Origin of the sequence: Mangrovicoccus sp. HB161399 (assembly GCF_013184745.1) — a bacterium.
Classification (GTDB): Bacteria; Pseudomonadota; Alphaproteobacteria; order Rhodobacterales; family Rhodobacteraceae; genus Mangrovicoccus.
The window spans coordinates 1-508 of the sequence record NZ_JAATVU010000323.1 but is presented as its reverse complement, the minus strand read 5'-3'; the positions used below and the strand labels follow the sequence as shown (position 1 = coordinate 508).

General features: G+C 71.3%; 1 protein-coding gene. It reads right to left on the bottom strand.

What is annotated here, in order from left to right; genetic code table 11:
- Positions 1–508: AAA family ATPase (locus HCC78_RS33110; protein ID WP_172332888.1), on the bottom strand; the 508-nt coding region annotated here is incomplete at both ends.

Here is a 508-nt window from a genome sequence, read left to right as displayed (position 1 = left end):
CAGGGACGCCCCATCCGATGCCCCTCCCCCCCCTTGGCCGCCGGGCCGCCGGTCGTCTCCGATCCGGCGGCCGTACTGCGCCCACCATTCCATCACGCGCGCCTCGACCCTGCCGAGATCCCTGCCGCCAGCCAGCGCGCGGGCCATGCATTCCGGTTCGCCGACCTCGAGCACGATGATCCGCTGGGGCTTGAGGGTTTGGGCCCACCAGTCCCGGTGCTTCGCCTTCGGCTCGGACACGACGAACCATGCAGCGGCATGGGGACCGGGGCGCGACAGGCCGCCCAGCATGGTGTTGCGCTGCCAGAGCGCGGCATTCAGCCAGCGCTCCCGCGGCCAGCCGTGCATCGGTTCGCCCGACAGGTCCGAGGCGATGCGGTCGAGATCGATCACCAGGTCGCCAGGACCGGCGCTTGCCTCGGCCAGCGTCGTCTTGCCCGAGCAGGGCGGCCCGCAGATGATCGTCAGGGGAATGGCCGACGGCTGCAGCCATTTGGGATGGATGGCC